This window comes from Sphingomonas sp. BT-65, assembly GCF_026107375.2.
GTDB lineage: Bacteria > Pseudomonadota > Alphaproteobacteria > Sphingomonadales > Sphingomonadaceae > Sphingomonas.
On record NZ_JAPCIA010000002.1, the window covers coordinates 99,664 to 126,087 of the forward strand.

Below are 26,424 nucleotides of genomic sequence, written 5' to 3' on the forward strand. Positions count from 1 at the left end.
CTGGCTCAGGCCGCCGGGACCGAAGGCGCGCTGCGCGGGTGCGCGGCGCGCCACTCGGCTGGCCGCGTGAAGCTGCCGCGCCAGATTCCGCGCCCGGCCGCCCGCGCCGCTTCCTGCTCGGCGAGGTAGAGGCCTTCCCGCTCCCCATCCCCGCTGACCGCCCAGCCCTGCGCCACCAATGCGGCGGCGATATCCGCTACGCCCGCAACCGAGCAGGTCGACACCGCCCGGCCGAAATTGTCGGTGGCGTGCGTCTCGCACACCAGCCCGCCTCTGCCGGCCAGCGCGGCGAGCGCCTTGCGCGCCTCGATGCCGCAAGTCCAGGGCTTGCCCTCGCGCGTGGTGCAGGGCTGATGGAACTCGACCGCGTCGATCCCCTGAAGCCGCACGGTGCGCGCGCCGATCTGCAGGCTGTCGCCATCGATCACATGGGTTCGCGCGCCATCCGCGGTGAGCCGCTCGGGCGGCCCGCGCAGTTCGGCGATCACCGCCAGCACCAGGAACAGCAGCGCCAGCACGGCGAGCTGCCGCATCCAGCGCCCCGGCTTCATGCCGCGACTGGCTCCCGCGCATAGGCGGCCGACAGCTGGCGATAGGCGCGCGAGCCGAACGCCACGATCGTCACCAGCACGCCGATCAAGCCGGCAATCGTGAATACCAGCGCCATGCCGCGTTCGGGGCCGCGGCCATACCAGTCGCCGATCGCATCGGCCCCTGCCCCGTCGGTCATGAACGGGATGAACACGAACTGCGCGAGCGGCGCGATGAGGAAGGCGGTGAGCGGCGAGGCCGCCTGCTCGACCGACTGGGCGAAGCCGAACACCCGGCCCTGGCGCTCGAACGGCACTACCTTCTGCAGCGTCGTCTGCTCCGCCGCCTCGGCATAGGGGCCGAGGAACAGCCAGATGAAGCAGCCCGCGACGAGCAGCGGGATCGACGACTGGATGGTGAACACCGCCGCCACCGCCCAAACGACCAGATTGACCAGCAACAGCGTCCGCAGCGGGTTCTTGCCCAAGCCGGTGCGCGAGATCACGAACCCGCTGAGGATGAAGGCGCACGAGACGAACGCCCACAGCAGCCCCCATGCCTCGACCCGCATCAGCGACAGGCCATAGGCGTCCATCAGCGCCATGAACACGCCGCCGAGCAAGTTGTTGAACGTGGCGAAGAAGATCAGCGCGAACAGCCCCGGCACCGCGCCGACCACCCGGATCGTGCCGGCGAGATCGACTCGCTTGGGCTCGTCATGCGCCCCTTCCGCGCGCGGCTCGTCGACATGCACGAAGGCGAGGTGGAGCATTGCCAGCGCCGACAGCACGATCGCGAAACCGAGCGTCGCGACCATCCCGCCCCACGCGACCAGGAAGCCGCTGATCGCCGACGTGGTAAGGAACCCGATCCCCGTCACCATGCCCACCAGCCCATTGGCCTTGTCGCGCCGGTCCTCGGGCACCAGCAGCGTCACCAGCGTCGGCAGCGCGATGTTGCGCAGGTTGCCTGCGATCACGCCAAGCATCACCGCGAACAGGAACAGCCACAGCGGCACCGCGGCGATCCTGGCCATGCTCCCTTCGGGCGCCAGCCAATATCCCGCCAGCGACAGCGCATAGAGCAGCAGCGACGCCGCGCTCGACGCCATCATCACGCGCTTCTTGCGATGATGGTCGACCAGGCTGCCGAACCAGATCGCGAGCGCCGCGGTCAGCACGAGATACATGCCCGCGATCATCCCCGTGGCGAACACCGACTTGGTCTCGAGGAACACCCAGAAGGTCACCGCAAACCACACGGTGAAGTTGGTAATGCTCGCAATCAGGTTGTTGATCAGAAGATGGTGAAAGTTGCTCATGCGGTCCTCGGGGCGGCACGATGGCGGTTTCCGCGCGCCAGTGCCACCCCCCACAAGGCCGGAGCCGGACGCCCGCCACCGTCACGCAACACGGCGGGCGCCCGTCTCCTTTCGTTCAGGGCATCGCCCTATGGGGTCGTGGCCGTAGTCATGGTCGTGACCGCCGCCTCGCGCCGAACGGGCGCGGGCGCGTCTTCCCAGCCGCCGCCCAGCGCCTTGAACAAGGCAACCTGCGCCTCGGCGAGCGCTGCGTTGCTGGCGGCAAGCGAAGCGCGCGCATTTGCCCGGTCGCGCTCCGCGTCGATGCGCTGGAGCAGGCTGTCGCGTCCCGCGTCGAAGCGCAGGATCGCGATCCGCGCGGCATTGGTCGCCGCGGTGTCGGCGCGGCGCAGCGCGACGTTGCGCTCGATCTCGCCCGAATAGCGCGCCAGCGCCTGCTCGACCTCGCGCAGCGCGGTCAGCACCGCGCCGTCGAACGCCGCGAGCGAGCCCTCGGCGCCGGCCTCGGCCTGGCGGATCTGCGAACGCGCGGCGGTGATGTTGGGGAAGCTCCAGCTGAGCAGAGGCCCGAGCGAGAAGTTGAACGACGAGGTCTTGCCCAGATCCTCGATTTTCTGCGCGCCGAGCGACACCGAGCCGAGCAGCTGGATCGACGGATAGAGCGAAGCCGTCGCCACGCCGACCCGCGCGGTGTCCGCCGCCAGCCGCCGCTCGGCCTCGCGCACGTCCGGCCGCCGCGCGAGCAGCGCCTGACCGTCGCCGACCGGGATCAGCGCCGAGACGCCCGGTGGCGTCATGCATTGGCTCGCCTGCGTATCGAGCTCGGCCGGCGGCCTGCCGGTCAGCGTCGCCAGCGCGTAGAGCGCCGCGCGGCGCTCGGCCTCGAACGCGGGCACCTGCGCACGCGCATTCTCGGCGAGCACGCGCGCCTGGTCGATGTCGCGCGCGGTGCCGCGCCCGGCATCGACCAGCCGCTGGGTCAGCTCGAGCGTGCGCGTCTGCAACCGCACCGTCTCGCGCGCGACCTCGGCCTGCGCCGCAAAGCCGCAGGCGCTGGCATAGGTCCGCGCGGTCTCCGCCGCGATCGCCACGCGCGCGCCGTCGAGCGCGGCCTGTGCCGCCTCGGTGTCGCGGCGCGCCGCCTCGATCGAGCGGCTCACCCGCCCGAACAGGTCGATCTCGTAGGACGCGTCGAACCCGACCCGGAAGAAGTCGCTCTCGACCGCGGCCACGCCCGGCGGCAGCCCGCCCTGCGCGCTCTCCGCGCCGGTGCGCTGGCGCGTGTAACTCGCGCTCACGTCGGTCGTCGGCAGCCGCTGCCCACGCGCTTCCGACAGGATCGCGCGCGCGCGCTTGAGGTTGGCCGAGGCCTGACGGATGTCGGTGTTGTGAGTCAGCGCGTCGACCACCAGGCGGTCGAGCGCCGGATCGTTGAACAGCCGCCACCATTCGCCCTCGACCTCGCCCGGCGACACCTTGGTGATGCCGGGGTCGACAAAGGCGCCCGCCGTGGTCGGCGGCGTCTCGGGGCGCGCATAATTCGGCCCGACCGCGCAGCCCGCCAGCAGCGAACCCGCCAGCAACGTCGTGATCAGGCGCTTCATTCTGCAGGCTCCAGAGCAGGGGCGTGGGGCGGGTCTTGCGGCTTGCGGCGCAGCTTGTTGACCTGGTTGCGCGCCCAGTCGCCGAACTGGCGGCAGATCACGTAGAAGGCCGGGGTGAAGAGCAGGCCGAAGATCGTCACGCCGATCATGCCGAAGAACACCGCGACGCCCAGCGCCTGGCGAAGCTCGGCCGCAGCCCCGCTCGCGATCACCAGCGGCAGCACGCCCAGGATGAACGCGATCGAGGTCATGACGATCGGGCGCATGCGCTGGTGCGCGGCGTGCTCGGCCGCGGTGCGCATATCCATGCCCTGCTCCTCGTTCTGGCGCGCGAACTCGACGATCAGAATCGCGTTCTTCGCCGCCAGGCCGATCAGCACGACCAGGCCGATCTGCGTCAGGATGTTGTTGTCCATCCGCATCACGTTGACGCCCAGGATCGCGGCGAGCAGGCACATCGGCACGATGAGGATCACCGCCAGCGGCAGCACCACGCTCTCGTAGAGCGCGGCGAGCAGCAGGAAGACGAACACCACCGCCAGCACGAAGGCGATCACGCCGGTGTTGCCCGCCTGGCGCTGCTCGAACGCCAGTTCGGTCCATTCGTAACCCATGCCCTCGGGCAGCGCCTGTCCGGCGAGCGCCTCCATCGAATCGAGCGCCTGGCCGGTCGAGTAGCCGGGCTTGGTGTCGCCCATCAGCTCGGCCGCCGGATAGAGGTTGTAGCGCACGACGCGATACGGGCCGCTGTCGTTCTTGAGCGTCATCACCGAGCTCATCGGCACCATCTCGCCCGCCGCCGAGCGCGTCTTCAACACCTGGATGTCGGATGCGTCGTCGCGATAGGGCGCGTCGGCCTGCGCCGTCACGCGATAGGTGCGGCCGAGATAGTTGAAGTCGTTGACATAGGCCGAACCGAGATACGAGCCGAGCGTCGAGAAGATGTTCTGCACGGGCACGCCCATGCGCTCGGCGCGCTCACGATCGATATCGGCGGTGAGGCGCGGGGTGCCGGTGTTGAACTGCGTGAAGGCGCCCGCGACGCTTTCCTGCTGGTTGGCGCCCATCATCATCGCGAACGAGGCCTGCGCCAGCGCGTTGTAGCCCTGCCCGCTACGGTCCTGGACCATCATCTTGAAGCCGCCGCCGGTGCCGATGCCGGGCACGGGCGGCGGCGCGATCACGAAGACATTGCCGCCCTCGATCCCGGCCAGCGCCCCGTACAGCGACTGCATGATCTGGTCCGCGCTCTGGTCGCGTTCGGCATGCGGCTTGAAGCCGAAGAACACGACGCCGGCATTGGGCGCGGTCGAGAAGCTCGCGCCGTCGAGACCGGCGAAGCCGACCGAGAATTGCATGCCCGGCAGCTTGTTGGCGCGCGCGATCGTCTCACGGACCACCGCGTCGGTGCGCTGGAGCGAGGAGCCCGGCGGCAGCGACACGACGCCGATCAGATAGCCCTGGTCCTGCGGCGGGATGAAGCCGCTCGGCGTCGAGGTGAAGCGCCAGCCCGCGACCAGGATCAGCGCGACATAGACCACGCCGACGATCGCCAGCATCCGCACCAGCCGCGAGGTGAGCTTGCCGTATTTCTCCGACAGCCAGGAAAAGCCCTCGTTGAACTTGCGCCCGGCGCGCGTCGGCAGGCCGAGCCAGCCGGACGGCGCCGGCTTGTCGTGCTCGGGTTTCTTGAGCACCAGCGCGCACAGCGCCGGCGACAGCGTCAGCGAGACGAACGCCGAGATGACCGTCGCCGAGGCGATGGTGATCGCGAACTGCTGGTAGAAGGCGCCCGAGATGCCCGGGATGAACATGGTCGGGATGAACACGCCGACCAGCACCGCTGAGATCGCGATGATCGCGCCCGACACCTCGTCCATCGTCTCGTGCGCCGCCTCGCGCGGGGATATCCCCTTCTCCTCCATCAATCGTTCGACATTCTCGACCACCACGATCGCGTCGTCGACGACGATGCCGATGGCGAGGACGAGGCCGAACAGCGAGAGCGTGTTGAGCGAGTAGCCGAAGGCCAGGAGCACCGCGAAGGCGCCGACCAGCGAGACCGGGATGGCGATGATCGGGATGATCGCCGCGCGCCAGCTCTGCAGGAAGACAATCACCACCAGCACCACCAGCAGCAGCGCCTCGATCAGCGTGTGCTCGACCGCGGTGATCGACTCCTCGACATATTCGGTCGGGTTGTAGTCGATCGAATATTTCATCCCGGCCGGGAAGTCCTTCGACAGCGTCTCGAGCTCATGCTTCACCGCCTCGGCGGTCGCCAGCGCGTTCGATCCGGGCAGCTGGAAAATGCCCATGCCGACGGCGCGCTTGTCGTTGAGATAGCCGTTGAAATTATAGTCCTGTGCGCCGAGCTCGATCCGCGCGACGTCGCGCAGGTGAGTCAGCCGCCCTTCCGCGTCGCGCTTCACGACGATCCCGCCGAACTCCTCGGTCGAGGTCAGGCGGCCCTTGGCCTGGACGCCCAGCTCGAAGGAGGGGCTCGCATTGCCATAGGGCGGCTGACCGACCGAACCGGCGGCGACCTGCACGTTCTGCGCGCGGATCGCGTTGACCACCTCGTCGACGGTCATGTCGCGCGCGGCGGCAAGGCCGGGATCGATCCAGATCCGCATGTTGTAGTCGCGCCCGCCGAACGCCTGCGCCTGGCCAACGCCCGGGATACGCGCGATGCGGTCCTGCACCTGCAGCGTCACATAGTTCGAGATATATTGGACATCGAGGCTGTTGTCGGGCGAGGTGAAGAACGCGACCATCAGGAAGTCGGGCGAGCTCTTGTTCACCGTGATGCCGAGACGGCGCACGTCCTCGGGCAGCCGCGGTTCGGCCTGCTGCACGCGGTTCTGCACCAGCACCTGCGCCTGATCGACATCGGTGCCCTGGCGGAAGCTGATTGTGATCTGCGTCTGGCCGTTGCCGGTCGACGACGACGTCATGTAAATCATGTTGTCGACGCCGTTGATCGCCTGCTCGATCGGCGCGGCGACCGTCTCCGCCAGCGTTTCCGCGCTCGCGCCCGGATAGGTGGCGGTGACCACCACCGTGGGCGGCGCGATGCTCGGATATTGCGCGATCGGCAGCGACGGATAGGCGATGGCGCCGACGATCACGATCAGGATCGAGAGCACCGCCGCGAAGATCGGCCGCTCGATGAAGAAATGGGGGAATTTCATCGTTGCGGTCCCTTAGCGGACGGTGGCTTGGCCGGACTCCGGCTCGGCGGTCGGGGCGGTCGGCGCTGCCTGCTTGCTGGCGTCAGGCTTGATCACGCTCTTCTTGGGCTTGACCTGCGCGCCGGGCTGGAGCTGCCCGTGCCCGGTGATGATCACCTGGTCAGTCGGCGCGAGCCCGTCGCGCACGATGCGCAGCCCCTCGACCTTGGCACCGACCTCGACCGGGCGCGGGGTCGCCTTGTTGTCCTTGCTCAGAACATAGACGAGGCGCCGCGTCTGGTCGGTGACGATCGCCTCGTCGGGGATCAGCATCGCGCGGTAGGTGCCCGAGCCGAGCAGGCGCGCGCGGCCGAACATGCCCGGCGTCAGGAAGCGCGTCGGATTGGGGACGAGCGCATAGGCGCGGATCGTGCCCGAATTGGGATCGACCGCGCTGTCGAGGAACTGCATCCGGCCGTTCCAGCGATACTCGGTCTCGTCGGCCAGCTGGATCTGCACCGGGTTGGCGGTGTAGCGCGAGGAACCGCGCTCGCCGCGCTGATCCTGGCGCAGATTCTTGAGGTAGAAGCTCTCGGCGCCCTCGAACTCGAAGCGGATCGGATCGATCGAGACGATGCGCGTGAGCACGGTCTGGCCATCGGCGACCGAGTCGCCGAGGCTCACCCTGCGATCCGACATGCGGCCGCTAAACGGTGCGCGCACGGTGGTGAAGCCGAGGTTGAGCTGCGCGGTCGAGGCGGAGGCGCGGCCGGCCGCGAGATCGGCGGCGGCGCTGCGCTCGGCGGCGATGTTGGTCTCGAGCTCTTCCTTGCTCACCGCCTGCGCGCTGGCGAGCGCGCGGCTGCGCGCGGTCACCTGGCGGGCGTTGGTCAGCGCGGCCTGGGCGCGGGCGATCTGCGCCTGCGCCTGGGCGAGCTGCGCCTGATAGGGGCGCGGGTCGATCGTGAAGAGCGGCTGGCCCTGGCGCACGTCCTGACCGTCGCGGAAATGGATCGCGGTGATGACACCGTTGACGCGCGCGCGGATCTCGACGTCCTGCGGGGCGACGAAGCGGCCGGTATAATCGTCCCAGTCGACGACCTCGCGCTGAAGCGGCGTGGCGACGGTGACTTCAGGCGGCGGCGGCGCTTGCGGCGGCTGACCGCCCCCGCACGCCGAAAGCAGAGCCAGACCCAGGATGACGATTGCAGACCGCATTTTCTTCTTACCCCTTTGCTGCGTCGCGGCAATTGGGGGGACGAAGCGGAGGTTTCAACCCCGCAACGGATAATTTCTGAATTTTTGCGTTCAGTAATTCGGGTATGGTCTCACGCTGCTGCCACGACGGTGGGCATAATAGCCGCCTCATACTCGCTTTCAACGCGCTGAATCAGCACGCGGTCGTCGTGGTTCCAGGGATGGAAGCCAGGCAGGAAATAGGTGAGCCAGGCCGGGACCATGCGCGTCACGATGCCGGGCGAGACCAACAGATATTTTGCGAGCATCAGCTTCGCGCGCCAGCCGGTGACCCCGTCCTGCGCCATCAGGTCGAGCGTTCCCTCGATCCGGTGCGCCCAGAAATTGGTGCTCACCAGCAGCATCGTCAGCGCCTTGATCTTCCACCGCCGCCACCGGCTCATGCCGCGCGTGGCGTGCAGCCAAGTGTCGTAGGCGACGCCCTTGTGCTCGATCTCCTCCAGCGCGTGCCAGCGCCACAGCTCGCGGCTCTCGGCATCGGCGCCGGCGAGATGCCTGGGGTTGCGCAGCAGCTCGGCGGCGAGGATCGCGGTATAATGTTCCAGCGCCATCGTCGCCGCGAGCTGCACGATCGGCGGCCGCGCCCGGGCGATCGCCATCACCTCGTCCACCCGCGCCTCCAGCCGGCTGATGTCATAGCCATGGTCGAGCACGCGCTTGTTGAACGCGACATGCTCCCGGCTGTGCACCACTTCCTGGATGGTAAACGCCTTGATCTCGCGCGCGAGCTTGTCGTCCACCCCGGCGCGGAACGCCTTGACCGCCTCGATGAAGAAGGCCTCGCCCTTGGGAAAGGTCACCGACAGCGCATTGTAGAATGCCGTCCCGGCCGCGTCGCCGCCGAGCCACAGCCGCGCCTGACGCTGCCCGCGGCCGAAGCGCCGGTCGCGCGGATTGATCGTGAGGTCAGCGGGAGTCTTTGCGTTCGCCACGGTTTTCCTCCAAGGACTTGCCAACAGCAGCTATGCCTTACTTACATTTATGTCAATAGTGCCCATTCCCGAACGCAAACGTCTGAGCCCGGAGGAGTCACGCGACGCCGCGCTCGAGGCCGCGCGCGCGATCCTGATCGAGGCGGGGCCGCAGGCGGTGACGCTCAAGGCCGTCGCCGCGCGCATCGGCCGCACCCACGCCAATTTGCTCCACCATTTCGGCTCCGCCGCCGGGCTCCAGCGCGCGCTTGCCCGCAGCCTCGCGGAGACGGTCTGCGCGCGCATCGCCCAGCTGATCCAGGACGCGCGCGCCGACGAGAGCGCGCGCACCGAGGACAAGCCGCGCCAGGTGGTCGACCTCACCTTCGACGCGTTCGATAAGAGCGGCGCCGGCGCGCTGGCGAGCTGGATGATCCTTTCCGGCAACGAGGACGCGCTCGATCCGATCCTCGATACGATCCACCAGCTTGTCGACCAGATCGCCGAGGGCGAGGAAGAGGAAAGCAGCGTCGACTTGCGGCAAGACACGCTCAGCCTCGTCTTGATGGCGCTGGGCGATGCGCTGCTCGGCGAGCCGCTCGCGAGGTCGCTCGATCTCCCGCGCGGCGCGGCGCGCGAGATCGCGCTGCGCCAGCTCACCGCCTCGCCGCGCTTCGAGAAGATGTGGGGCTGAACCATGTTGCTTGCCGCTGTTGCTCTTGCCGCCCAGGCGGCCGCGTCTGCCGCCGCGTCCTGCCAGCCCGGCGCCTATTCGGGTCCGGATGGCCGCTTCCTCGTCATCATGGAGCGGCCCGACACCGCGCAGACTGGCGCTTGGCGCTGGTGGGCCGATGACGGCCGCTTCGGCCTCACCAACGACGGCAGCGTCACCTGCCGCGGCGATACGCTCGATGTGAAGGCGGTGATCTACAACAAGATCCCGGTCCGCCTCACGCCCACCAAGTTCAAGAGCGGGGATCTCACCCTCAACGGCATGCTGATCGAGCCGCCCGGCGCGTCCGGCGCCAAGCCGCCGCTGGTCGTCACGGTCCACGGCTCGGAACGCAACGCCGCGGTCAAATACGCCCAGTACCCGTGGATCCTCGCCGCGCAGGGCATCGCCGCCTTCGTCTACGACAAACGCGGCACGGGCGAATCCCAGGGCACCTACAACCAGAATTTCCACGCCCTCGGCGCCGACGCCGCTGCAGCGTCCAAGGAAGCCAAGCGCCTCGCCGCCGGCCGCTACGCCCGCTTCGGCCTGCTCGGCGGCAGTCAGGGCGGCTGGGTCGCGCCGCGCGCCGCCAACGATGCGGATGCCGATTTCGTCGCGGTCGGCTTCGGCCTGCTGATCGACCCGCTCGAGGAAGACGCCTCGCAGGTCGCCGCCGAACTCACTGAGGCCGGCTATGGCACGGACGTCCTCAAACAGGCGCGCGAGATCACCGACGCCACTGGCAACCTCATGGCCGAGCATTTCCTCAAGGGCTATGAGCAGCTCGCCGCGGTCAAGGCGCACTACGGCAAGGCGCCGTGGTTCGCGAAGATCAAGGGCGAGTTCACCGGCGATGTCCTCGCGCTCGACGAGGCGACGTTGCGCCGCGAGGGTCGCGCCAAGTTCGACAATCTCGACCTCGATTGGCGCTACGACGCGATGGGCTGGATGCGCAAGGTCAAGGCGCCCCAGCTATGGATCATCGCCGCCGAGGACCGCGAGGCCCCGCCCCAGACCACGATCGACCGGCTCCAGACGTTGCGCCGCGAAGGCCATGACATCGCCATCGTGCGCTTCCCCGCGACCGATCACGGCATGGTCGAGTTCACGCAAGCGGCGGACGGCGAGCGCACCACCACCCGCGTCACCGACGGCTATTTCCGGCTGCTCGGGGACTGGATCAAGGGAAGCACCCGCCCGCCCTATGGCCGCGGCGAATTCTTGACTAAATAGAACGGCACCAGCCCGCTCCCCCACCCGGCCGCCCAGCGCCAGTATCCTATGGGCGGCCGGGTGGGGGAGCGGGCTGGTGCCGCAAACCAATTCAGGTACGCCATGCATTTTCTCGACCAGGCCAAGATTTATGTGCGCTCCGGCTGGGGCGGCGGCGGCGCCGTGTCCTTCCGGCGCGAGAAGTTCGTCGAATATGGCGGCCCCGACGGCGGCAATGGCGGTAAGGGCGGCGACATCATCTTCGAGGCGGTCGCCGGCCTCAACACATTGATCGACTTCCGCTACACCCAGCATTTCCGCGCCCAGCGCGGCATGGGCGGCATGGGCACCAACAAGACCGGCGCGGGCGGCGACGATCTCGTCATCCAGGTCCCGGTCGGCACCCAGATCCTCGCCGATGACGAGGAGCGCACGCTGCTCGCGGACCTGACCAAGGTCGGCGAGCGCATCGTGTTCCTCAAGGGCGGCGACGGCGGGCGCGGCAATGCCAGCTACAAGACCAGCACCAACCGCGCCCCGCGCCAGCACGGCACCGGCTGGCCCGGCGAGGAGGCGTGGGTGTGGCTGCGGCTCAAATTGCTCGCCGACGCGGGGTTGGTGGGGCTGCCGAACGCCGGCAAGTCGACCTTCATCAACGCCGTCACCAACGCCCAGGCCAAGGTCGGCGCCTATGCCTTCACCACCACCCGCCCGCAGCTCGGCGTGGTGCGCCACAAGAACCGCGAATTCGTCGTCGCCGACATCCCCGGCCTGATCGAGGGCGCGGCCGAAGGCGCCGGGATCGGCGACCGCTTCCTCGGCCATATCGAGCGGTGCAAGGTCCTCCTCCACCTGGTCGACGCCAACGACGAAGACGTCGCCACCAGCTACCGCATCGTCCGCGACGAGTTGGAGGCCTATGGCGCCGGCCTCCTCGACAAGCAGGTGATCGTTGCGCTCAACAAGATCGACACGCTCGACGACGAGCTGATCGCCGCGCTCTCCGCCGAGCTCGAGGACGCGAGCGGCGCGCCCGTCATCCCGATCAGCGGCGCCAGCGGCGTCGGCGTCGACTGGGCGCTCGACAAATTGCTCGAGGCGATCGGCCCCGAGCGCGGCCAGGTCGCGGACGACGACGAAGGCGAAGAACCGGTGGAGTGGTCGCCGGTCTAACCGCGACGGCGGGAGTCACCACGCCGCCACATTCCCGGCCGATGACCCGGAAAATATCTGGGAGGAATCGCATGGGCTTGTTCGACCGCTTTCGCGGACTGTTCGGCGGCGCACCCGTCGCACCGGACTCGCCTGCCCATACCCCCGAACCCACGCCCAACCCGGCGCTTGAGACATCGCAGGCGCGCCGCGACGCGTTCTGGAGCGAGGTCGGCATGGTCGAGCGCGACGTGCTCGGCCATCTCATCAGTCCCGGCCTGCTCGGCGGCCCGGCCTGGCCGACCACGCGCCAGGCCTATCGCGTCGTCCGCCGCAGCGGCGGCGCGATCCTGATCGCCACCGACGGCATGTCCGACCCGTTCGACGGCGCCGAGGAGGTCCCTCCAGTCAACGGCTTCGAGTGCGAGCTGTTCATCGAGGTCACCGATCTGCCGATTGAGCATGCCGGGACACCGGGCGAGATCGAACCGGTCAAGCACAGCTGGGCGTTCGAGCTGCTCACGCACGTCGCGGGGATGATCGCCAAGGCCGGCGGCGCGAAGCAGCAATTCGATCATTATGGCGTGCTCTCGATGGAGCTTCCCGGCGTGTCGCGCTCGGATGCGATCGCCGCGGTGCTGCCGCCGCGCTTCGTCACCGCCGACGATGCGCTGGGCATCCTGATCGGCGGCCCCGCTCCCGATTTCCCCGATCGCATCGCCGACATGCCGCTCTCGCCCGTGCGGCTGCTGCCGATCGTCATCCTCACAGCCGCCGAGCTTGCCGAGATCCGCGCTGGCGACGAAGACACGCGCGAGGCGCTCGCCGGGCAGCTCGGCCGCACGATGAGCGGGCATCGCTGCGATTTCGTGCGCGCCTCGATCGTTGAGGAAGCGGACTGATCCCTACGGGCGGCGGCTGACATCGCCCCGCGTCCACGCTAAGCGCGGCGGGATGCACCTCTTCCCGCCCGCCTCCTGCCCGCGTCTCGTCGTCAAGATCGGCTCGGCGCTGCTCGTCGATCCGGAAGGCGCGATCCGTCGCGCGTGGCTGGAGGGCATCGCCGCCGACATCGCGGCGCGGGTGGCCGCGGGCCAGCAGATCGCGGTGGTCTCCTCCGGCGCGATCGCGCTCGGCGCACGGCGGCTCAAGCTCGCCAAGGGCGGCCGCGCCAGCCTCGAGGATGCGCAGGCCGCTGCCGCCACCGGCCAGATCGCGCTGTCGCAGGTGTGGGCCGAAGTGCTCGCGACCAACGGCCTCACCGCCGCGCAGATGCTGGTTACGCTCGACGATCTCGAGGACCGCCGCCGCTACCTCAATGCCGCCGCGACGCTCGGCCGCCTGCTCGGGCTCGGCGTCGTGCCGGTCATCAACGAGAACGACTCCGTCGCCACCGCCGAGATCCGCTTCGGCGACAATGACCGGCTCGCCGCGCGGGTCGCGCAGGCGGCGGACGCGGCGGGCGTCGTGCTGCTCTCCGACATCGACGGCCTCTACGATCGCAATCCCGCCCTCCCCGGCGCGATCCATATCCCCACGGTCGAGCGGATCGACGGGCGGATCGAGGGCATGGCCGATCGCGGCTCGGCCTCGGGCATGGGCTCGGGGGGGATGGTCTCGAAGATCGAGGCCGCGCGCATCGCCGCCGCGGCGGGCGTGTCGCTCGCCATCGCCAGCGGCCGTATCGACCGTCCGCTCTCGGCCGATGCGCGCCACACGATCTTCCTCCCCGAGAAGCGCACGCGAGCGCGCAAAGCCTGGCTCGCCGGCCGCCTGACCGCCAAGGGCAGCATCCTCGTCGACGCCGGCGCGGCGAAAGCGCTGACCGAGGGCCGCAGCCTGCTCGCGATCGGCGCCACCGCGATCCGCGGGATGTTCTTTCGCGGCGATCTCGTCACGATCGAGGGTCCCAACGGCCCGATCGCCCGCGGCCTCTCCGAATATGACGCGCCCGACGCCCAGGCGATCCTCGGCACGCGCAGCGAGGACCAGGGCGATATCCTCGGCTACGCCCCGCGTTCGACCCTCGTCCACCGCAACCATATGGCTTTGCTATGACCACCCTCGCCCTCACCGGCGCTACCGGTTTCGTCGGCAAGGCGACGGTCGACCACGCGCTCGCCCGCGGCATGCACGTTCGCGCGCTTACCCGCCGCGAGCAGCCGGCGCGCGAAGGCGTGACCTGGATCGCTGGCGACCTCGACCATGAGGAGGCGCTCGCCCGCCTCGCTAGCGGCGCCGATGCGGTGATCCACATCGCCGGGGTGGTCAACGCGCCCACGCTCGAAGGCTTCGTCCGCGGCAATGTCGACGGCACGCGCCATATGGCCGCCGCGGCCGCCTCGATGGGCGTCAGGCGCTTCGTCCATGTCTCGTCGATGGCCGCGCGCGAGCCACGGCTCTCGCAATATGGCCACTCCAAGGAACGCGCCGAGGAGGCGGTCCGCAACTCCGACCTCGACTGGACGATGATCCGCCCACCCGGCGTCTACGGCCCCGGCGATCTCGAGATGCGCGACATCTTCCGCATGGCGAAGCTCGGCCTCGTGCTGCTCCCGCCCAACGGCCGCATCTCGCTGATCCATGTCGCCGATCTGGCGCGCCTGCTCGTCACGCTCGCGCTGACCGATCCCGGCCGTGAAGTCTACGAATGCGACGACGGCGTCGACGGCGGCTACACGCACCATGAATTCGCCCGGATGGTGGGGCGGGCCGTAGGCAAGCGCCCCTTCCCCCTGTCCTTCCCCCGTCCGCTGATCCACCTCGTGGGCCGGGCCGACCGTTTCTTCCGCGAAGCCAATGCCAAGCTCACCCCCGACCGCGCCGCCTATCTGAGCCACCCCGACTGGACCGCCGACCCCAGCCGCCGCCCGCCGGCCGCGCTCTGGGCGCCGCAGATCGCGACCCCCGACGGGCTGGCGCAGACCGCCGCTTGGTACCGGGCGGAGGGGCTGCTGTAGCGATATGGAGACGCCCGCCGTTGCGTTTGCGCTCTATCTCCTCCCGGCCATCGCGCTGGCCGTTGCGTTTGACTGGTCCTTCTACGCCCCCCTGCTGGATAAATTCGTATACCTCGGAGACGTTCGGGATAGCGCCGCTGGTCGAAAACGCTGTTTCCGCGCATCCTCTTCAGCCTCGCGGCCGCCGTTATGGTCGTGGCCGCGATGACCTTTGGGCCCCCATGGCTGATCTGGGTGGCGGTCGTCGTATTCCTGGCGGGACAGATCTATTCGCTCGCTCGCGTTTTCATTGACTAGGATTTTCTGCAGCGATGCCCGATCCACGTATCCGCCCCTTCGAGGATCGCGACTGGCCCGCGGTGCGCGCGATCATCGATGCCGTCGTCGAAAGCGGCACCAGCTACACTTATGATTCCGGCCTCTCGGACCAAGCTTATCGCGCATTGTGGATCGAGGCACCGCCCGGTCAGACAGTGGTAGCCGAGGATGCCGACGGCACGATCCTCGGCACCGCCAAGGTCGGGCGCAACCAGCGCGGCCCCGGCAGCCATGTCGCGAACGCCAGCTTCATGGTCGCTCGGGAAGGCCGCGGCCGCGGCATCGGCCGGCGGCTCGGCGAGCATGTCGTCGCCTGGGCGCGCGAGGCCGGCTTCCGCGCGATGCAGTTCAATGCGGTGGTCTCGGACAATCATGCCGCGGTCGCGCTGTGGCAATCGCTCGGCTTCGACATCATCGGCACCGTGCCCGAGGGCTTCCGCCACCGCGACGACCGCTTCGCCGACCTGCTGATCATGTACCGCCGGCTCCAGTGATCCCTTGCAATGTTGGATTTGGCTTGCTTCGATCGGCTTGCCTCAGGGCCGCTCCTTGACATCGTCAACCGCTTGACACCCGCGCGTGAAGACCCCCTATTTTTGTCAACTTGCCCTCCAAGGGGTGTCAACCGCCGGCCCCATCACGACCCCGTTTCCGCCGCATTCGCTTGGCACTCGCACCAGACCCAATTAAGGACCGCGCATGAGCGACCGTAACCAAATCTTCGCCACCGTCTCCGGCCTGATCGAGCCCTTCAACAAGAAGGGCATCGAGCTCGCCGACGCCACCACCTTCGCCGGTGACCTGGAGTGGGACAGCCTCACCGTCATGGATTTCGTGGCGGCGATCGAGGACGAGTTCGACATCATCATCACGATGAACATGCAGGCCGAGATCGAGACCGTCGGCCAGCTCGTCGACGCCGTCGAGAAGCTGAAGGCCGCCTGACATGACCCCCGAAAGAACTGGCGCCATTCAGACCGCTGATGCGCCGGACATCCCAGTCGGTGCGAAGCCCGACCTGATGAGCAAGTTCGACGGCCTCATCGCCGAGCGCCAGGCGCTGCTCGACAGCGGCGTCACCGATCCCTTTGCGATCGTCATGGAGCAGGTGAAGTCGCCGACCGAGGCAGTGATCAAGGGCAAGGACACGATCCTGCTCGGCACCTACAATTACATGGGCATGACCTTCGATCCGGACGTGATCCAGGCCGGCAAGGACGCGCTCGACCAGTTCGGCAGCGGCACCAACGGCAGCCGCATGCTCAACGGCACTTTCCGCGACCATATGGAGGTCGAGCAGGCGCTGCGCGACTTCTACGGCACCACCGGCGCGATCGTCTTCTCGACCGGCTACATGGCCAATCTCGGCATGATCTCGACCCTTGCCGGCAAGGGCGACTACATCATCCTCGACGCCGACAGCCACGCCTCGATCTATGATGGCTGCAAGCAGGGCTATGCCGAGATCGTCCGCTTCCGCCACAACAGCGTCGAGGACCTCGACAAGCGCCTCGGCCGCCTGCCCCCCGAGGCGGGCAAGCTGGTGGTGCTCGAGGGCGTCTATTCGATGCTCGGCGACGTCGCCCCGCTCAAGGAGATGGTCGCCGTCGCCAAGAAGCACGGCGCGATGGTCCTCTCCGACGAAGCGCACTCGATGGGTTTCTACGGCCCCAATGGCCGCGGCGTGTACGAGGATCAGGGGTGCGAGGGCGATGTCGATTTCATCGTCGGCACCTTCTCCAAATCGGTCGGCACCGTCGGCGGCTTCTGCGTGTCGAACCACCCGAAGTTCGAGGCGATCCGCCTCGCCTGCCGCCCATATATCTTCACCGCCAGCCTGCCGCCGAGCGTCGTCGCCACCGCCGCAACCTCGATCCGCAAGCTGATGCACGCGCACAACAAGCGGCAGCATCTGTGGGAGAACGCGCGAGCCGTGCACTCCGGTCTCACGGAGATGGGCTTCAAGCTCGGCACCGAGACCGCCGAGAGCGCGATCATCGCCGTGATCCTCGACGATCAGGAACAGGCGGTGATGATGTGGCAGGCGCTGCTCGACAACGGTCTCTACGTCAACATGGCACGCCCGCCCGCGACGCCGGCCGGCACCTTCCTGCTGCGCTGCTCGCTCTGCGCCGAGCATACGCCCGAGCAGGTGCAGCGCATCCTCGGCATGTTCAAGGCGGCGGGGCAAGCGATCGGGGTGATCGCCTGAGGGCTGGCCACCGGCCTCCGGCAGGCCTAGAATCGACGCCATGAGCGAGGGTATCGGACTGGCGCAGCGTATCGCGCGGCTCGACTGGCGCGCGGTGATGATGGTCCTGATCGCCATACTCGGCATCGGGGTCCTCGCCGCGCTGATCACCAACCAGCGCTCGGCCGATGCCGAACGCGGCGCAGCGCTCGCCCGCCAGTCGCAAAGCTACGAGGTGATGATCCTCGCCCAGAGCCTCGCCGGAACCATGGCGAACGCCGAGGCGACGCTCGCCCGCTACGTCGTCAGCGGCGAGGACAGTGTGGGCCGCGACTATGTCTCCGAATGGCAGCGCGCCCAGGGCCAGCTCACCCTGCTCGCCCGCCGCACCCGCGACCACGGTCCCGAGCAGCAGCTGATCGCCGAGCTGCGCACCACCTTCGCCGAGCGCGGCGAGGAATTGTCGCGGATCGCGCTCCATACCCGCTTCAACCGCAACGCCGCCGCCTACGCCTATTTCGACGAAGCGCGCCGCTCGCCGGTGCTCCCGCGTATCCAGCGCCTGCTCGGCCGCATCGTCGCCACTGAGCGGACCCTGCTCAACGAGCGCTCGCGCCGCGCGCGGGTGACCTCGGCCGAAGCCGAGGAGGAAACCCGCAACCTGATCCTGTTCGGCATGCTGATCGTGATCGGCGCGATGATCCTCGGCTGGCTCAACATCCGCGCGATCCGCGAACGCGCCGCCGCCGCGGTCGAGGCCGAGGCGCAACGCGAGCGCGCCGTCGAGCTCGAGGCCGCGGTCGCCGCCGCCACTGCCGGGCTCCAGGAGGAAGCGCGCGAGCGCGCCGCCGCCGAAGCCCAGCTGCGCCAGGCGCAGAAGATGGAGGCGGTGGGCCAGCTCACCGGCGGCATCGCGCATGACTTCAACAACATGCTCGCGATCGTGCTCGGCGGGCTGGAGCTGGCCAAGCGCCATTTGCCCGATGGCGCCAACCAGTCCAGGAAGCATATCGACAATGCGGCCGAGGGCGCCAATCGCGCCGCGACGCTCACCCGCCGCCTGCTCGCCTTCGCCCGTTCCGAACCGCTCACGCCGCAGGCGATCGACCCGGCGGAGCTGATCACCGGCATGTCCAACCTGCTCGAGCGCACGCTCGGCGAGGGAATCGCGGTGCAGACGCGCACCACCGCATCGGGCTGGCACGTCTGGGCCGACCGCCACCAGCTCGAGAACGCGCTGCTCAACCTCGCGGTCAATGCGCGCGACGCGATGGAGGGCCGCGGCACGCTGACCATCGCCACGGGCCATGCGACACTCGACGGCGAGGCGGCGCGCGATTGCAGCCCGGGCAACTATGTCACGATCGCGGTCTCGGATACCGGCGGGGGCATGACGCCCGAGGTGATGGAGCGCGTATTCGAACCCTTCTTCACCACCAAGCCGGTGGGCAAGGGCACCGGCCTCGGCCTCAGCCAGATCTTCGGCTTCGTCCGCCAGTCCGGCGGCGAGATCCGGATCGCCTCGGCGCCGGGGGAGGGCACGACGGTCACGCTCTATCTGCCGTGCCATAATGTCCCGCAATCGGTGGAGACGCGGCCGGTCGAGCGGGTCGGTCCGAGGCCGGAACCGCATCGCGCGCTCGACATCCTGCTGGTCGAGGACGACCCCCGCGTCCTCTCGGCGACGGTCGCCGCGCTCGAGGAGATCGGACATCGCCCGGTGCCGTGCGAGGATCCGCTCACCGCGCCGCGCATCGTCGCCGGCCTGCACACGCTCGATCTGGTGATCAGCGACGTGATCATGCCCGGCCAGACCGGGCCGGAGATGATCGCCGCGCTCGAACCCCAGCTCGACAATGTCGCGGTGCTCTACGTCACCGGCTATGCCGGCGACGCCGCCGATCACGATCGCTTCGGCGGGCGTCCGGTACTGCGCAAGCCCTTCACGCTCGCCGCGCTCGAAGCGGCGATCGCCGAAGCGGTGGCGCAGTCCCGCGGCGGCGAGCCGGTCCATTCCGAAACCGCGACGGGCTAGCTTTGCGCGCGCCGTTCGATATAGCGTTGCGACACAGCCGGTTCACCGGCGCTTTTGAGAACGCCAGGGCGCATCCTCCTGCATGACCGCACTCGATCGCTACATTGCGCGACTGATCGCGGTTCCGTTGATCTCCACCCTGATCATCTCGGCGATGCTGCTTGTGCTCGATCGCATGCTGCGGCTGTTCGATTTCGTCGCGAGCGAGGGCGGGCCGGTCAGCGTGGTGTGGCGCATGCTCGCCAATTTGCTGCCTGAATATCTCGGCCTCGGCATTCCGATCGGACTGATGCTCGGCATCCTGCTCGCCTTCCGCCGCCTCGCCACGACGTCGGAGCTGGATGTGCTGCGCGCGGTGGGGATGAGCTACGGCCGGATGCTGCGCGTGCCCTATATGTATGCGGTCGTGCTGGCGGCGCTCAATCTCGCCATCGTCGGCTATATCCAGCCCTATGCCCGCTACAATTACGAGGGACTGCGCTTCGAGCTGCGCACCGGCGCGCTCGGCGCCTCGATCAAAGTCGGCGAGTTCACCAATCTCGGCGACCGCATGACACTGCGGATCGAGGAGAGCCGCAACGAGGGCACCGATCTCTCGGGCATCTTCGTCAGCGCCCGCGCCCCTGGCGGCGACATCGTGTCGGCGACCGCGGAGAAGGGCCAGTTCCTGCGCACCGACGATCCCGACGTGATCATCTTCCGCTTGACCAAGGGCACGCTGATCCATCAGTCACCCAAGTTCAACGTGCCGCGCGTGCTCACCTTCGACGCGCACGACCTGCCAATCGACTTGCCCAAGTTTGAGCAGTTCCGCCAGCGCGGCGAACGCAATCTCGAGCTCACCTTGCCCGAGCTTGCGCGCATCGGCGGCGATCCCAAAGCGAGCGCGACCGAGCGCGACACCAGCCGCTCCGCCTTCCACTTCCGCGTGGTCGAGGTGGCGACGATGTTCCTGCTGCCGCTGCTGGCGTTGGCACTGGGCATACCGCCCAAACGATCGACCTCGGCGCTCGGCGTGTTCCTGTCGATCGTGATGATCGTCACCTATCACAAGATCAACGAATACGCGCAGTCGATCGGCAGCCTCGGGCGGATCGACCCGCTGATCGCGCTGTGGGCGCCGTTCCTGGTGTTCGCCGGGCTGGTGCTGTGGATGTACTATACGATCGCCTATGTGCCCGGCGGCCAGCCGATCGGCGCGCTCGAGCGCTTCTTCGCCAAGGCGTGGAAGGCGATCGCCAAGCGGCTGCCCGGGCGGCGGCGGAGAGCGGCGAACGCATGATCCACGCGATCACCGACTTCTTCCCGTCGCGCACCGTGTCGCTGTACATGGCGCGCTCGTTCCTCATCAACACCTTCGCCTTCCTGTTCGGGCTGGTGCTGATCCTGCAGACGCTCGACCTCTTGAGCGAATCCGGGCGCATCCTTGCATTTCCCGGCAATGGCGACGCGCAGGTGTGGAAATATGTCAGCCTGCGCGTGCCGCAGATCATCGCCACCTTCCTGCCCTTCTCGGTGCTGCTCGGCACGATCATCACGCTCTCGACGCTCAACCAGAATAGCGAGGTGATCGCGATGAAGGCCTCAGGCCTCTCCGCGCACCAGGTGCTGGCGCCACTGATGCTGGCGGGGCTCGGTGTCGCGCTGATCTCCTTCACCTTCAACGACCGCGTCGTGACGCGCGCCAGCGCGACACTCGCGCAATGGAAGAAGGTCGATTACGGCCCGCTCCCGATCGACCGCGGGGACCGCAGCAACGTCTGGGTGCGCGACGGCACGCACCTGATCCACGCGCAGCAGATCAAGGGCCGCGGCGATGCCGCGCTGCTTGCGGGCGTCACCGTCTATGAGCGCGAGGGCGCGGTGCTGACGTCGCTGGTCCGTGCCAAGACCGGCCGGCGCGAGGGCAATGGCTGGCGGGTCGACGGCGCCGAGCGCTTCGACGTGGCGAGCGGCCAGCTGACGCCGCTCGGCAGCACGATCATCGGCGAGGGCGTGCGGCCGGACCAGTTCACGCTCTCCAACGTCGACGCCGAATCGATGTCATTCGACTCGCTCCGAGAGGCGGTGAGCGACCTCAAGGCCGCGGGCCGGCCGACCAAGGCGCTCGAGGGCTCGCTGTGGCACAAGCTCTCGGGTCCGCTCTCGGCGGTGCTGATGCCGCTGCTCGGTGCGGTCGCGGCGTTCGGCATCGCCCGATCGGGCAAGCTGTTCGTCCGCGCGGTGATCGGGATGGGGCTCGGTTTCCTCTATTTCGTCGCGGACAATTTCGCGCTGGCGATGGGCAATCTCGGCGCCTATCCGCCCTTCCTCGCCGCCTGGGCACCGTTCCTGCTGTTCGCGATGATCGGCGAAGCGGTGCTGCTCAAGACCGAGGAATAATCGGCGGAAAACCCGTAATTTAACCAAATGGGTTCCACGTGAAACCCGGCGATCCCGGGCGGCCGGGAATGGTCAACGTGGAACAAGTCGTGGACGAAGTTTGCTTTTAGGCATCGCGCGCGTCCGTTCCGCGGGCAGACTGGCGAACATTTCGAACAGCCCGCGACGATGCGCGACAAGGCCGGTGCTATCGTCGCGTCGTGCTTTGGAAAAAAATGCCGGAAATCGCGTCCCGACGCGCGAGTCAGCCCGCGCGCTGCTTCATCGTGCTCGCCGCCAGCCGGCTCATCAGCCCGCGCAGCGTCGGATAATTGGCGCCTTCATAGGTCGACCCCTGCCCCAGCGCCGCCGACAGCCGCCGGTGCGCCTCGGGCAGCGAATGATAGGGCAGGCTCGGCAGCAAGTGATGCAGCGCGTGGAAGCGCAGCCCGACCGGCGCCCACAGCCACGGCAGGAAGCCGGTCGGCACGTTGACGCTGTCGAGGAACTGGGCGGTGACCGTGAGCGGCTCGCCCTCATTCTCCCACAGATGGGCGACCAGGGTGCGCACCTGGTTGATCACCGCCACCGCGGCGACCACGCCCATGAAGATCAGGAACGCCTCGAGCGGGATCACGCCGGTCGCGGTCAGCGCCATCAGCGTGATCGCCCACAGGCTCGCGCCGATTTCCTGCCAGCGCCACTGCCTCGCGAACTCGCCCTCGGGCGCGCGGCGCTCATAGGCGGGATTGATCTGAAGGCCCGAATAGCGGCCGACGACGATCCGGCGCAGCTTGGGCGACAGCAGCGAGAGCGGGCCGAGCACGCCGAAGCGCAGCAGCAGCCCGATCGGCATCAGCGCCGACACGAGCAGGAACACCGGCAGCGTCCACGGCTTCATCAGCGCCAGCGGAAGATATTCGGGATCCTCGACCGTGCCGTACTTGGTGCGGCTGTGGTGGATGGTGTGGATGCCCTCGTACATGAACGAGGGCAGCATCATCGGGATGCCGAGCAGCAGGTTCCAGCCGACGCGGAAGCCCGGCAGCAGCGAATGCTTGAGATGCGTGATCTCGTGGATGAACAGGCTCGCGCGGTAGAGCGCCAGCACCGCCAGTGCCGCGCTGGCGATCGCCCAGCCAGTCGAGGGCAGCAGGATCGCGCCGGCCAGCGCGGCATAGCCGACCGCCGCCGAACCCAGAAAATCGCCCCAATAGGTGAGCGGCTTGGGCGTCTGCAGGTCGCGCGTCAGCTCCGCCGCGGCGCGCAGCATCGCACGGTCGTCGGCGACGCCGGCGAGGCGAATCTTCGCGCCCTGCACCGCCGCCGGGGCGTCGGACGCATCGAGGGTAAGCGTATTCATGGGCTTGGCCATTCGCATCAGATAGTGGCCATTGCGTGGCATTTCACGGGTCCGCATGCGGCGGCCACCGCCTCCGGTTGACAGCGGCGCGGCAACGCGGGACTGGATCGGCCGCAATCTTGAGGAAGGTCTCCCTTTGGCCAACGCCCCGCTCGCCATCCGTCCGGTCACCACCAAGACGGACACCCGTGACTTCATCGAGCTCGCCTATCGCCTCAACCGCGGCGACCCCAATTGGGTGCCGCCGCTGCGCAGCGAGGTCGCCGCAACGATCAGCCCGAAGAAGAATGGCTGGTTCAGCCACGCCGTGGCGCGCCTGTTCCTCGCCGAACGCGAAGGGCGAGTCGTCGGCCGCATCTCGGCGCATATCGACAAACTCGCACTGGAGATGCCCGCCGAGCAGGGCTTCGGCCCCGGCACCGGCTTCTGGGGCCTGTTCGAGGCGGAGGACGCCACCACCGCCCGCGCGCTGATCAACGCTGCCGAGGACTGGCTGCGCGGCAAGGGGATGACTCGCGCGATCGGGCCGATCTCGCTGTCGATCTGGGAGGAGCCTGGCCTGCTGATCGAGGGCCATGATCACGCGCCGACGGTGATGATGGGGCACCACAAGCCCGAATATCGGGGCTGGATCGAGGCTGCGGGCTACGTGCCGGCGAAGCGGCTCGTGACCTATGAGCTCGACATCACCCAGGAATTCCCGCCGATCGTCCAGCGCGTCGTCGCAATGGGCGAGAAGAGCGATCGAATCCACATCCGCAAGGTCGACAAGTCGCGCTTCGAACAGGAGGCGGCGACGATCCTCGGCATCCTCAACGATGCCTGGTCGGACAATTGGGGCTTCGTGCCGCTGACCCAGCCCGAGATCGACGATGTCGGCAAGAAATTGAAGCCGATCGTGTTCGAGGACCTGATCCGCATCGCCGAGCTCGACGGCGAGCCGGTCGCGTTCATGATCACCCTGCCCGACCTCAACGAGGCGATCGCCCCGCTCAACGGCAACCTGATGCCGTTCGGCTGGGCGCGGCTGTTGTGGTGGCTGCGCAAGCCCCAAGTGCGCACCATGCGCGTGCCGCTGATGGGGGTGGTCAAGCGGCTGCAGAGCTCGCGCATGGCGAGCCAGCTCGCTTTCATGATGATCGAGTATATCCGCCGCGCCGCGATCAGCGAATATGGCGCGTCGCGGGGCGAGATCGGCTGGATCCTCGATGACAACCAGGGAATGGTGGCGATCGCCGACGCGATCGAGAGCCGGATCAACCGGGTCTACCAGATCTACGCCAAGCAGCTCTAGGACGACATTCAGCGTCGGGGCGCTTCCCATTCCTCCCCCGGAGGGGGAGGGGACCGCCGAAGGCGGTGGAGGGGTAGGTCGCCACAAGCTGACCGGCCCGCGAATGGAGATTACCCCTCCACCAGCTTCGCTGGTCCCCCTCCCCCTCCGGGGGAGGAATGATGAATGTTGATAACCTCTAGGACGAGGTTTGCGGCCCGGGGCATAGGGGATCCCCGGGCCGCGCCCTCGTCACTTGGGATCGAGGGGATCGAATCCGAGTTCCAGCCACTCGGCACGAGTCCGGCATTCTTTGCGAGGCACGCGTGAGCCGGTCATCTCGTTCTGCACGCAGTAGCGCTTGTCCTTCACCGGCTTGGCCTGCTCGGTCGATGTGGACGCCGGCGCGGGCGTGCCCGGCTTGGTCTCGGCATTGGCGGCGGTGGCGAGTCCGACGGCGATCACGGCAGTGGCAAAACCCTTGAACATCGTACGCATGATACAGCTCCTCTTCTGCACCTGTGCGGACCGGGGTCTGTGCGTCCTGCCCGCCCCTGTGTTAGTGCATTATACATGCCAAACACTAGAGATAAGCAAAATCAATGCGTTAGCGTGTTACGGTTGTTACGATCTGGAAACTACGCGCCGAAACTTGGCGTATCCCGCCAACTCCCGGGAAATCAGCCGCGAAGGCTAACCCAGGTCGGCGCATGGTCGCTGGCCTTCTCACGGCCGCGATAATCCTTGTCGACGCCCGCTCCGGTCAGCCGGTCCGCCGCCAGCGGGCTGAGCAGCAGGTGATCGATGCGGAACCCGGCATCGCGCTGCCACGCCCCGGCCTGATAGTCCCAGAAGGTCCACACGCCGCCCGCCGGAAAGCGCGTGCGCAGCGCATCGGTCCAGCCCTGCGCGACCAGCGCGCGATAGCCCTGGCGCGATTCGGGCTGCATCAGCGCGTCGTCGGCCATCGCGCGCACCGAGAAGACGTCGTCGTCATTGGGGATGACGTTGTAGTCGCCCGCCAGCACGACCGGGACTTCCTCCGCCAACAGAGCCTGGGCATGCACAGAAAGCCGCTGGATCCAGCGCAGCTTGTAGTCGAACTTGGGCCCCGGAACCGGATTGCCGTTGGGCAGGTAGATCGAGGCGACGACCACGCCGTTCACCTCGGCCTCGACATAGCGGCTGTGCTCGTCCTCGGGCTCGCCTTCGAGGCCACGCTTGCGCTCGACCGGGTCGGTGCCCCGGGCGAGGATCGCGACACCGTTGAACCCCTTCTGACCGTGCCACACCGCGCCATAGCCCGCGTCGCGGATGTCCTTCTCGGGGAAGCCTTCGTCCGCGGACTTGAGCTCCTGCAGGCAGACCACATCGGGCTTCTGCTCGGCGAGATATTCCAGCAGGCGCGGCAGGCGCGCCTTGATGCCGTTCACATTGTAGGTGACGATCTTCAAGCGCTTCAGACCGCGAAGCTGGTGCCGCAGCCGCAACCGGACGCGGCGTTGGGATTGGTCACGCGGAACGCTGCACCGCCGAGCGATTCGACGAAGTCGACGCTGGCGCCACGCACCAGATCGAGGCTGACGGGATCAACCACCAAGCGCACGCCATCGGTTTCCGCGACCGCGTCGTCGGGCTCGGTGCCACCAGCCAGCTCGAACTTGTACTGGAAACCCGAGCATCCTCCGCCCTCGACCGACAGGCGCAGGACCGCGGGCTTGCCCTGCTTCGCCGCGATCGCTGCGATGCGGGCCGCGGCTGAGGGCGTCAGGCCGATCTCTTGGGAAAGGGTGGTGACCATGGCACGGAGATAGGGAAGCGCGGCGTGACCCGCAACCGAAAGGGTCCAAGAAGGCGGCCTGCTAGGAGCGATCGACATTCAATCATTCTTCCCCCGGAGGGGGAGGGGGACCGCCGAAGGCGATGGAGGGGTAGTTCGCCAAACCATGAACCGGCTCGCTTGTGGAGATTACCCCTCCACCAGCTTCGCTGGTCCCCCCTCCCCTCCGGGGGAGGAATGAGAAACATCCGTCACCCGTCACCCAAA

At 67.9% G+C, this 26,424-nt stretch carries 23 protein-coding genes; 13 read left to right on the forward strand and 10 right to left on the reverse strand.

Features of this window, described 5'->3' with window-relative positions; all coding sequences use genetic code 11:
* Positions 1 to 5: 5 nt before the first annotated feature.
* The 6 genes from OK349_RS15005 to OK349_RS15030 form a co-directional block, all read right to left on the reverse strand.
* Positions 6 to 551, reverse strand: a complete 546-nt coding sequence (locus OK349_RS15005; RefSeq protein ID WP_265118718.1) for a thermonuclease family protein — start codon at positions 549 to 551, stop codon at positions 6 to 8.
* Entirely contained in the window at positions 548 to 1,852 is a 1,305-nt protein-coding gene (locus OK349_RS15010; RefSeq protein ID WP_265118719.1) for an MFS transporter, read from the reverse strand. Before OK349_RS15010 ends, OK349_RS15005 begins: the two co-directional genes overlap by 4 nt.
* A gap of 128 nt (positions 1,853 to 1,980) precedes the next feature.
* Positions 1,981 to 3,456 (reverse strand): efflux transporter outer membrane subunit, encoded by a 1,476-nt coding sequence (locus OK349_RS15015; protein WP_265118720.1) that lies wholly within the window; start codon positions 3,454 to 3,456, stop codon positions 1,981 to 1,983.
* Complete coding sequence (locus OK349_RS15020; RefSeq protein WP_265118721.1) at positions 3,453 to 6,650, reverse strand: efflux RND transporter permease subunit; 3,198 nt, start codon at positions 6,648 to 6,650, stop codon at positions 3,453 to 3,455. Before OK349_RS15020 ends, OK349_RS15015 begins: the two co-directional genes overlap by 4 nt.
* A 12-nt stretch (positions 6,651 to 6,662) precedes the next feature.
* Entirely contained in the window at positions 6,663 to 7,847 is a 1,185-nt protein-coding gene (locus OK349_RS15025; RefSeq protein ID WP_265118722.1) for an efflux RND transporter periplasmic adaptor subunit, read from the reverse strand.
* A 110-nt stretch (positions 7,848 to 7,957) separates the two neighbouring features.
* The gene (locus tag OK349_RS15030) at positions 7,958 to 8,818 is read right to left on the reverse strand and encodes a metal-dependent hydrolase (protein WP_265118723.1); all 861 of its coding nucleotides are present in this window, start codon (positions 8,816 to 8,818) and stop codon (positions 7,958 to 7,960) included.
* A gap of 64 nt (positions 8,819 to 8,882) precedes the next feature.
* Here OK349_RS15030 and OK349_RS15035 point away from each other — a divergent pair, with 64 nt between their 5' ends.
* From OK349_RS15035 to lptG, 12 genes are all read left to right on the forward strand, one after another.
* Positions 8,883 to 9,491 carry a TetR/AcrR family transcriptional regulator gene (locus OK349_RS15035; protein ID WP_372340583.1) on the forward strand — a complete coding sequence of 203 codons (609 nt, stop codon included), beginning with the start codon at positions 8,883 to 8,885 and terminating at the stop codon, positions 9,489 to 9,491.
* Between the two features lie 3 nt (positions 9,492 to 9,494).
* Positions 9,495 to 10,745, forward strand: coding sequence for an alpha/beta hydrolase family protein (locus OK349_RS15040; RefSeq protein WP_265118725.1), 1,251 nt, complete (start codon positions 9,495 to 9,497; stop codon positions 10,743 to 10,745).
* 102 nt (positions 10,746 to 10,847) lie between these two features.
* Positions 10,848 to 11,897 (forward strand): GTPase ObgE, encoded by a 1,050-nt coding sequence (obgE, locus tag OK349_RS15045; protein WP_265118726.1) that lies wholly within the window; start codon positions 10,848 to 10,850, stop codon positions 11,895 to 11,897.
* 71 nt (positions 11,898 to 11,968) lie between these two features.
* Entirely contained in the window at positions 11,969 to 12,778 is an 810-nt protein-coding gene (locus tag OK349_RS15050) for a suppressor of fused domain protein (RefSeq protein WP_265118727.1), read from the forward strand.
* Positions 12,779 to 12,830: 52 nt separating this feature from the next.
* Positions 12,831 to 13,934 (forward strand): glutamate 5-kinase, encoded by a 1,104-nt coding sequence (proB, locus tag OK349_RS15055; RefSeq protein ID WP_265118728.1) that lies wholly within the window; start codon positions 12,831 to 12,833, stop codon positions 13,932 to 13,934.
* Positions 13,931 to 14,836: an NAD-dependent epimerase/dehydratase family protein gene (locus OK349_RS15060; RefSeq protein ID WP_265118729.1), complete on the forward strand. Its 906-nt coding sequence runs from the start codon at positions 13,931 to 13,933 to the stop codon at positions 14,834 to 14,836. The genes proB and OK349_RS15060 overlap by 4 nt, the downstream gene beginning before the upstream one ends.
* Positions 14,837 to 15,147: 311 nt before the next feature.
* The gene (locus OK349_RS15065) at positions 15,148 to 15,648 is read left to right on the forward strand and encodes a GNAT family N-acetyltransferase (protein WP_265118730.1); all 501 of its coding nucleotides are present in this window, start codon (positions 15,148 to 15,150) and stop codon (positions 15,646 to 15,648) included.
* A 205-nt stretch (positions 15,649 to 15,853) separates the two neighbouring features.
* The gene (locus tag OK349_RS15070) at positions 15,854 to 16,099 is read left to right on the forward strand and encodes an acyl carrier protein (RefSeq protein ID WP_265118731.1); all 246 of its coding nucleotides are present in this window, start codon (positions 15,854 to 15,856) and stop codon (positions 16,097 to 16,099) included.
* A gap of 76 nt (positions 16,100 to 16,175) precedes the next feature.
* Positions 16,176 to 17,366: a serine palmitoyltransferase gene (locus tag OK349_RS15075; RefSeq protein ID WP_265118732.1), complete on the forward strand. Its 1,191-nt coding sequence runs from the start codon at positions 16,176 to 16,178 to the stop codon at positions 17,364 to 17,366.
* A 40-nt stretch (positions 17,367 to 17,406) separates the two neighbouring features.
* Entirely contained in the window at positions 17,407 to 19,380 is a 1,974-nt protein-coding gene (locus OK349_RS15080; RefSeq protein WP_265118733.1) for an ATP-binding protein, read from the forward strand.
* An 82-nt stretch (positions 19,381 to 19,462) separates the two neighbouring features.
* A complete protein-coding gene (lptF, locus tag OK349_RS15085; RefSeq protein WP_265118734.1) occupies positions 19,463 to 20,662 on the forward strand; it encodes an LPS export ABC transporter permease LptF in 1,200 nt (399 codons plus the stop codon).
* Entirely contained in the window at positions 20,659 to 21,762 is a 1,104-nt protein-coding gene (lptG, locus tag OK349_RS15090) for an LPS export ABC transporter permease LptG (protein ID WP_265118735.1), read from the forward strand. The genes lptF and lptG overlap by 4 nt, the downstream gene beginning before the upstream one ends.
* 244 nt (positions 21,763 to 22,006) lie before the next feature.
* Here lptG and OK349_RS15095 read toward each other — a convergent pair whose 3' ends face one another.
* Positions 22,007 to 23,104 (reverse strand): fatty acid desaturase family protein, encoded by a 1,098-nt coding sequence (locus OK349_RS15095; protein ID WP_265118736.1) that lies wholly within the window; start codon positions 23,102 to 23,104, stop codon positions 22,007 to 22,009.
* Positions 23,105 to 23,240: 136 nt separating this feature from the next.
* Between OK349_RS15095 and OK349_RS15100 the strand changes: the two genes are divergently transcribed.
* Positions 23,241 to 24,398, forward strand: coding sequence for an N-acetyltransferase (locus tag OK349_RS15100; RefSeq protein ID WP_265118737.1), 1,158 nt, complete (start codon positions 23,241 to 23,243; stop codon positions 24,396 to 24,398).
* Between the two features lie 231 nt (positions 24,399 to 24,629).
* Here the strand turns inward: OK349_RS15100 and OK349_RS15105 are convergent, their stop codons facing one another.
* The 3 genes from OK349_RS15105 to OK349_RS15115 all read right to left on the reverse strand — a co-directional run bounded on the left by OK349_RS15105 (position 24,630) and on the right by OK349_RS15115 (position 26,178).
* Positions 24,630 to 24,875, reverse strand: a complete 246-nt coding sequence (locus OK349_RS15105; RefSeq protein ID WP_265118738.1) for a hypothetical protein — start codon at positions 24,873 to 24,875, stop codon at positions 24,630 to 24,632.
* A gap of 182 nt (positions 24,876 to 25,057) precedes the next feature.
* Positions 25,058 to 25,831 (reverse strand): exodeoxyribonuclease III, encoded by a 774-nt coding sequence (gene xth, locus OK349_RS15110; protein ID WP_265118739.1) that lies wholly within the window; start codon positions 25,829 to 25,831, stop codon positions 25,058 to 25,060.
* Between the two features lie 5 nt (positions 25,832 to 25,836).
* Positions 25,837 to 26,178 (reverse strand): HesB/IscA family protein, encoded by a 342-nt coding sequence (locus OK349_RS15115; protein ID WP_265118740.1) that lies wholly within the window; start codon positions 26,176 to 26,178, stop codon positions 25,837 to 25,839.
* Positions 26,179 to 26,424: the final 246 nt, after the last annotated feature.

What these genes read in the sequence shown, in the direction of transcription:
- OK349_RS15025 (WP_265118722.1), bottom strand. Translation starts at nt 7,847, where the DNA reads ATGCGGTCTGCAATCGTCATCCTGGGTCTGGCTCTGCTTTCGGCGTGC.
- OK349_RS15075 (WP_265118732.1), top strand. Translation starts at nt 16,176, where the DNA reads ATGAGCAAGTTCGACGGCCTCATCGCCGAGCGCCAGGCGCTGCTCGAC.
- OK349_RS15065 (WP_265118730.1), top strand. Translation starts at nt 15,148, where the DNA reads ATGCCCGATCCACGTATCCGCCCCTTCGAGGATCGCGACTGGCCCGCG.
- OK349_RS15040 (WP_265118725.1), top strand. Translation starts at nt 9,495, where the DNA reads ATGTTGCTTGCCGCTGTTGCTCTTGCCGCCCAGGCGGCCGCGTCTGCC.
- OK349_RS15115 (WP_265118740.1), bottom strand. Translation starts at nt 26,178, where the DNA reads ATGGTCACCACCCTTTCCCAAGAGATCGGCCTGACGCCCTCAGCCGCG.
- OK349_RS15080 (WP_265118733.1), top strand. Translation starts at nt 17,407, where the DNA reads ATGAGCGAGGGTATCGGACTGGCGCAGCGTATCGCGCGGCTCGACTGG.
- OK349_RS15050 (WP_265118727.1), top strand. Translation starts at nt 11,969, where the DNA reads ATGGGCTTGTTCGACCGCTTTCGCGGACTGTTCGGCGGCGCACCCGTC.
- OK349_RS15105 (WP_265118738.1), bottom strand. Translation starts at nt 24,875, where the DNA reads ATGCGTACGATGTTCAAGGGTTTTGCCACTGCCGTGATCGCCGTCGGA.
- OK349_RS15015 (WP_265118720.1), bottom strand. Translation starts at nt 3,456, where the DNA reads ATGAAGCGCCTGATCACGACGTTGCTGGCGGGTTCGCTGCTGGCGGGC.
- obgE (WP_265118726.1), top strand. Translation starts at nt 10,848, where the DNA reads ATGCATTTTCTCGACCAGGCCAAGATTTATGTGCGCTCCGGCTGGGGC.
- lptF (WP_265118734.1), top strand. Translation starts at nt 19,463, where the DNA reads ATGACCGCACTCGATCGCTACATTGCGCGACTGATCGCGGTTCCGTTG.
- OK349_RS15010 (WP_265118719.1), bottom strand. Translation starts at nt 1,852, where the DNA reads ATGAGCAACTTTCACCATCTTCTGATCAACAACCTGATTGCGAGCATT.
- OK349_RS15060 (WP_265118729.1), top strand. Translation starts at nt 13,931, where the DNA reads ATGACCACCCTCGCCCTCACCGGCGCTACCGGTTTCGTCGGCAAGGCG.
- lptG (WP_265118735.1), top strand. Translation starts at nt 20,659, where the DNA reads ATGATCCACGCGATCACCGACTTCTTCCCGTCGCGCACCGTGTCGCTG.
- proB (WP_265118728.1), top strand. Translation starts at nt 12,831, where the DNA reads ATGCACCTCTTCCCGCCCGCCTCCTGCCCGCGTCTCGTCGTCAAGATC.
- OK349_RS15070 (WP_265118731.1), top strand. Translation starts at nt 15,854, where the DNA reads ATGAGCGACCGTAACCAAATCTTCGCCACCGTCTCCGGCCTGATCGAG.
- OK349_RS15020 (WP_265118721.1), bottom strand. Translation starts at nt 6,650, where the DNA reads ATGAAATTCCCCCATTTCTTCATCGAGCGGCCGATCTTCGCGGCGGTG.
- OK349_RS15005 (WP_265118718.1), bottom strand. Translation starts at nt 551, where the DNA reads ATGAAGCCGGGGCGCTGGATGCGGCAGCTCGCCGTGCTGGCGCTGCTG.
- OK349_RS15095 (WP_265118736.1), bottom strand. Translation starts at nt 23,104, where the DNA reads ATGAATACGCTTACCCTCGATGCGTCCGACGCCCCGGCGGCGGTGCAG.